This window comes from Bradyrhizobium sp. AS23.2 (genome assembly GCF_001908185.1).
Classification (GTDB): domain Bacteria; phylum Pseudomonadota; class Alphaproteobacteria; order Rhizobiales; family Xanthobacteraceae; genus Bradyrhizobium.
On sequence record NZ_LGHM01000210.1, the window covers coordinates 1 to 5647 of the forward strand.

Sequence of the window (5647 nt, forward strand, 5' to 3'; positions counted from 1 at the left end):
GCTGGAGCTCGTCGCCATGAGCCCCTATGCGGGCCGGCTACCGGCGCAGCTCTCCGGCGGCCAGCAGCAGCGCGTGGCGCTCGCTCGGGCGCTGATCACCGAGCCGCAGATCCTGCTGCTCGACGAGCCCCTCTCCGCGCTCGATCCGTTTCTGCGGGTGAAGATGCGCGGCGAGCTGAAGCGTTTGCAGCGCGAGCTCGGCATCAGCTTCATCCAGGTCACCCACGGCCAGGAAGAGGCGATGGCGCTTGCCGACCACATCGTGGTGATGAACCACGGCAGGATCGAGCAGCAGGGCACCGCCCGCGACATCTTCCACCATCCCCGCACCGAATTCGTGGCGCGCTTCATCGGCGGCCACAACGTCCTCAGCGACGCCGGCAACCTCATCGCCGTGCGCGCCGATCAGCTCGGCATCGTGCCGTTCACTGACGGCGCGTTCGGCGCGCCGGCGCTGCTGACCCAGACCGAGTACCAGGGCTCCTATGTCGCCGTCTCGCTCATGCTCGACGACGGCACCGCCCTGTTCTCCCACGTTCCCGAGGCCTCCTTCGACGTCCATCCGTTCCGTCCGGGAGATCGTGTGCTGGCCACCTGGGATCCCGCCAAGGCGCAGCGCCTGCAATAGCGCTCACCGTCAACGATAACGCGCAACAGAGCAACAGAGGAGTGACTGATATGACCGAGACCACTGGGAAGACCGGCGTCAGCCGCCGCACGCTACTCAAGGGCACCGCGGGTCTCGCCGGCCTTGCCGCCGGCTCCGGCGCCATCACCGGCTTTCCCTACGTGAAGTCGGCCGAGACCAAGGTGCTGCGCTATCTCGGCACCGCCGTGAACGAGGGTGACGACATTTCCAAGCAGTGCCTGAAGGACACCGGCATCAAGATCGAATACATCACCGCGACCACCGACGACGTCACCAAGCGGGTGATGACCCAGCCGAACTCCTTCGACGTGCTCGACACCGAATATTTCTCGCTGAAGAAGATCGTGCCATCAGGCAACATCCTTGCTCTCGACGCCAAGAAGATCAAGGAATTCGACAACATCACGCCGGTCTTCACCAAGGGCGAAACGCCCGGCGGCAAGAAGATCGGCGGCCAGGGCACCGCGCCCTGGAAGGTGCTCTATCTCGAAGGCAAGGACTCCAAGAAGTTCGCGACGTCAGCGACCGAGTTCGTCACGCTGATTCCGACCGTCTACAACGCCGACACGCTCGGCATCCGTCCCGACCTGATCAAGCGCCCGATCGACTCGTGGTCCGAACTGCTCAATCCCGAATTCAAGGGCAAGGCCTCGATCCTCAACATCCCCTCGATCGGCATCATGGATGCCGCGATGGTCGTGGAAGCCACCGGCAAGTACAAATATGCCGACAAGGGCAACATGACCAAGGAAGAGATCGATCTCACCATGAAGGTCATGACCGAGGCCAAGAAGGCCGGCCAGTTCCGCGCCTTCTGGAAGGACTTCAACGAGAGCGTCAACCTGATGGCTTCGGGCGAAACCGTCATCCAGTCGATGTGGTCGCCGGCGGTGACCAAGGTGCGCTCGATGGGCATCGCCTGCACCTTCCAGCCGCTTAGGGAAGGCTATCGCTCCTGGGCCTCGGGCTTCTGCGTCTCCAAGGGCGTCTCGGGCGCGAAGCTCGATTGGGCCTATGAGTTCGTGAACTGGTTCCTGTCCGGCTATGCCGGCGCCTATCTCAACCGCCAGGGCTACTACTCGGCCGTGCTGTCAACCGCGAAGGCGCAGATGGAGCCCTACGAGTGGGCCTACTGGATGGAAGGCAAGCCGGCCGAGAAGGACATCAAGGCGCCCGACGGCTCGCTGCTGGAGAAGGCCGGTTCGGTGCGCGACGGCGGCTCCTACGAGGAGCGCATGGGCGCGGTCGCGTGCTGGAACGCCGTGATGGACGAGAACGACTACATGGTCCGCAAGTGGAACGAGTTCATCGCGGCGTAACGTGATGGACACGTCGGAGACTATCCTGCAACAGGCATCCCCGGACCTCGTCCTGGGATCCGATACGACGCGCGCCGCGAAGCCGGCGCGCCTGTCGCCGTCCTTCATCTCCTGGCTGCAGGCCGGGCCGATGATGCTGGTGTTTCTCGCGTTCTTCCTGATTCCGCTGGTGTTCGTCGTCATCGTCTCCTTCTGGGACTACAACGAATACCAACTGCTGCCGGCCTTCTCGGGCCGCGGCTACACCGACACATTCGAAGGCTGCATCGCGCAGCTCCCCGATCTCTGCACGATCGGCAAGACCTATCTGAAGACGCTCAAGCTGTGCTTCCTGGTCTGGACCATCACGCTCTTCATCGGTTTCTGGGTCGCCTACTTTCTCGCCTTCCACGTCAAGTCCAAGACCTGGCAGATGGGACTGTCGCTGCTCTGCACGATCCCGTTCTGGACTTCCAACGTCATCCGCATGATCGCCTGGATCCCGCTGCTCGGTCGCAACGGCCTGGTGAACTCCGGGCTCATGAAGACGGGGCTGATCAATCAGCCCGTGGAATGGCTGCTGTTCTCCGAGTTCTCCGTCGTGCTGGCGCTGGTCCACCTCTTCACCTTCTTCATGGTGGTGCCGATCTTCAATTCGATGGTGCGTATCGACAAATCGCTGATCGAGGCCGCCTATGACGCCGGCGCCACCGGCTTTCAGACGCTCGTCAACGTCATCATTCCACTCGCCAAACCCGGCATCGTGATCGGCTCGATCTTCGTCATCACCATCGTGATGGGCGACTTCATCACCATCGGCGTGATGGGCGGCCAGCAGATCGCCGCCGCCGGCAAGATCATCGAGACGCGGCTGAACGCGCTGCAATTCCCGGCCGCCGCGGCGAACGCCGTGATCCTGCTCGCGATCACCTTCCTGATCATCACCATGATGTCGCGCATCGTCGACATCCGGAAGGAGTTGTGAGCGATGAAGGAAGGACGCCCGCGCAGCTTCTACGTGCTCGCGATCTTCTTCGCGGCCTATGTGCTGTTTCTCTACGGCCCGATGATCGCGATCTATGTCCTGTCGTTCCAGGGCCCGCAGGGCGGCCTCACCTTCCCGATGAACGGGGTGTCGACCTTCTGGCTGGCAAAGCTGTTCGAAGGCACCGGCATCGTCGACCTCGGCGCCGCCTTCCGCCGCTCACTGCTGCTCGGCCTCGTGGTGATGGCCGTCACCGTCGTGCTGTCGGTCGCCGCCGGCATGGCGTTCCGCCGCAAGTTCAGGGCACAGAGCATTCTGTTCTATTCGGCGATCGCGAGCCTCATCGTCCCGTCGATCATTACCTCGCTCGGCATCTCGCTTGAATTCCGCATCGTCGACGACCTGATCAAGAGCTACTTCAACGAGAATTTCGAGACCTCGATGGGGCTGCTCACATCGGGTCTCGGCGCACACCTGACCTGGACGCTGCCATTCGGCCTGCTCATCATGTTCGCGATCTTCAACCGTTTCGACCCGCGCCTCGAGGAAGCCGCGCGCGATCTCGGCGCGACGCCGTGGCAGACGTTCCGCTACGTCGTGCTGCCGATCATTTTGCCTTCCGTGATCGGCATCGGCCTGTTCGGCTTCACGCTGTCCTGGGACGAGCTCGCCCGCTCCAGCCAGGCGATCGGCCCGGTCAACACGCTGCCCTTGGACCTTCAGGGCCTCACCACCACGGTGACGAAGCCCGACATCTACGCGCTCGGCACCATGATCTCGGCGGTGTCGTTCGCGGTCATCACGCTTGCGCTCGGTACCATCCACATGCTCAACAAGCGGCAGGCGGCCAAGGGCTCGGACGCCGGCAAGGGGCTTGTCTGATCCGATGCGGCTGCACGTCGTCAATCCCAACACCACTGTTGCCATGACGACGAAGATCGCCGCTGCGGCACGCGCGGTCGCCCTGCCCGACACCGTGATCGATGCGCGCCAGCCCACGATGGGCCCGGTCTCGATCGAGGGATTTTACGACGAAGCCTTCGCCGTTCCCGGCATGCTCGGCTGCATCCGCGAGGCTGACCGCGACGGCGCGGATGCCCACATCATCGCCTGCTTCGACGACACCGGCCTCGATGCCGCACGCGCCGCTGCGAAAGCGCCGGTGATCGGCATCGGCGAGGCCGGCTTCCATACGGCGAGCCTGATCGCGGTGCGCTTTGCCGTGGTGACGACGCTCGGTGTCTCCATCGTGCCGATCGAGCATAATTTGAAGCGATACGGCCTCGCCGAGCGCTGCGCCCGCGTCCGCGCCGCCGAGGTCCCCGTGCTGGCACTCGAAGAGCGCAATTCCGACGCCCTCGGCAGGATCTCCACCGAGATCACCGCTGCGATCCGCGACGACCGCGCGGAAGCGATCGTGCTTGGCTGCGCCGGCATGGCCGACCTTGCCGCCGAACTCGCCGACATCCACGGCCTGCCGGTGGTCGACGGCGTCGCCGCGGCGGTGATACTGGCGGAGGGACTGGTGCGGCTCGGGCTGAAGACGTCCCGAATCGGCCCCTACGCCGCGCCGCGGTCGAAAGCCTATTCCGGGCCATTTTCGTCTTTTCAGCCCTGATTCTCGCTCCTGGCGGCCTCAAGGCCAGCTGATTGCTGGCTTTTTTTGCCCTAAGCCTCTTTTTGGTCCCATTCGTTGCCGAAATGTAACGCTTTCGGGACACCTCGGCCGCCTAGGGTGGCCGGTCTTCGCCACGCACCAAGTTTCACTTTGGGCTTTGTCAGCGATGATCGATCTCGCACGGGACAAACCGTCCAATCCCCTCCTTCGCCTCGGCGCCCAGCCGATCGCGCTGGCCGCCGCTGCCCTCCTGCTCCTGATTTTGGGGGTGACTTCAATTGCGATTTGGCGCGCCTATACCGGCGCAGCCCCCGAGACCGACCGGATGGTGGCGTCGCGGCAGCTTCAGGCCCGCACCGCACAGGCCTCCGAGCAGCTCGTCGAGAAGACCAAGGGGCTGGAGGCGACCCAGCAGGAATCGATCGATCAGCTCCAGGTCGTGCAGGACCAGCTCCAGACGATGAAGCGGCTCATGGCGGCGCAGCAGGCCGACACCAAGCGCCTGTCCGAGCAGGTCACCACGCTGAACGAGTCGATCGAGAATTTGCGGCAGTCCTTCGCCAGCTCCCGGGCGACCGAGACGGAAACCGCATCGGTTACCCGCAGGAAACCGGCGCGGCAGCGTGCCCACGCCAGCGCGCGCAGGCGCTCGCGCGGCTAATCGGGTCAGGGCGCCGGACTTTATTTTCGCCACTTGTGAACTGGATCACATTCGCCCGTATGATTCCGCGCGATGCTAGCCCCTACCGGATGGCGTGAGCCGATTTCAATATCCGGGGCTGGCAAGGTCGTTGACGGTATACTGCGTCAACGGCCTTGTTTTTTGGTGGGCCCAGCCGAGCCTGGTCGCCCCTATTCGCAGACATCCACGCGACGGACACGCCAGCCCGATGGCGTCATGACCCGCTTCCGGACGACATAGCAGCCGCCATAACCTTCGTAGCCGGTACCATAATAGTAGGGATCGCCGTAATAGGGATAACCGTAGCCATAATAGCCGCCGTAATAGCCGGCTCCGGCAAGCCCCGCCCCGATCGCAACACCGGGCCAGAAGCCGCCGCCATGCCAATGGCCGCGCCAGCCACCGCCACCGCCGT

The 5647-nt window shown here is 63.8% G+C and carries 6 protein-coding genes and 1 pseudogene; 6 read left to right on the plus strand and 1 reads right to left on the minus strand.

What is annotated here, in order from left to right; translation table 11 throughout:
* The 6 genes from AC630_RS36690 to AC630_RS36715 all read left to right on the plus strand — a co-directional run.
* The coding region (locus AC630_RS36690; protein ID WP_143198594.1) for an ABC transporter ATP-binding protein at positions 1-628 on the plus strand (628 nt) is incomplete at its 5' end.
* A 50-nt stretch (positions 629-678) separates the two neighbouring features.
* Positions 679-1968 carry an ABC transporter substrate-binding protein gene (locus AC630_RS36695; RefSeq protein WP_074123270.1) on the plus strand — a complete coding sequence of 430 codons (1290 nt, stop codon included), beginning with the start codon at positions 679-681 and terminating at the stop codon, positions 1966-1968.
* 4 nt (positions 1969-1972) lie between these two features.
* On the plus strand, positions 1973-2932 hold the full coding sequence (locus tag AC630_RS36700; RefSeq protein ID WP_074123271.1) for an ABC transporter permease: 960 nt from the start codon (positions 1973-1975) through the stop codon (positions 2930-2932).
* Between the two features lie 3 nt (positions 2933-2935).
* On the plus strand, positions 2936-3814 hold the full coding sequence (locus AC630_RS36705) for an ABC transporter permease (protein ID WP_074123272.1): 879 nt from the start codon (positions 2936-2938) through the stop codon (positions 3812-3814).
* Positions 3815-3818: 4 nt separating this feature from the next.
* Positions 3819-4550 (plus strand): aspartate/glutamate racemase family protein, encoded by a 732-nt coding sequence (locus AC630_RS36710; protein WP_074123273.1) that lies wholly within the window; start codon positions 3819-3821, stop codon positions 4548-4550.
* A gap of 166 nt (positions 4551-4716) precedes the next feature.
* On the plus strand, positions 4717-5211 hold the full coding sequence (locus AC630_RS36715) for a hypothetical protein (protein WP_074123274.1): 495 nt from the start codon (positions 4717-4719) through the stop codon (positions 5209-5211).
* A gap of 191 nt (positions 5212-5402) precedes the next feature.
* Here AC630_RS36715 and AC630_RS36720 read toward each other — a convergent pair.
* Positions 5403-5647 (minus strand): annotated as a pseudogene (locus AC630_RS36720) (hypothetical protein); the annotation flags it as partial.

What these genes read in the sequence shown, in the direction of transcription:
- AC630_RS36715 (WP_074123274.1), top strand. Translation starts at nt 4,717, where the DNA reads ATGATCGATCTCGCACGGGACAAACCGTCCAATCCCCTCCTTCGCCTC.
- AC630_RS36705 (WP_074123272.1), top strand. Translation starts at nt 2,936, where the DNA reads ATGAAGGAAGGACGCCCGCGCAGCTTCTACGTGCTCGCGATCTTCTTC.
- AC630_RS36710 (WP_074123273.1), top strand. Translation starts at nt 3,819, where the DNA reads ATGCGGCTGCACGTCGTCAATCCCAACACCACTGTTGCCATGACGACG.
- AC630_RS36700 (WP_074123271.1), top strand. Translation starts at nt 1,973, where the DNA reads ATGGACACGTCGGAGACTATCCTGCAACAGGCATCCCCGGACCTCGTC.
- AC630_RS36695 (WP_074123270.1), top strand. Translation starts at nt 679, where the DNA reads ATGACCGAGACCACTGGGAAGACCGGCGTCAGCCGCCGCACGCTACTC.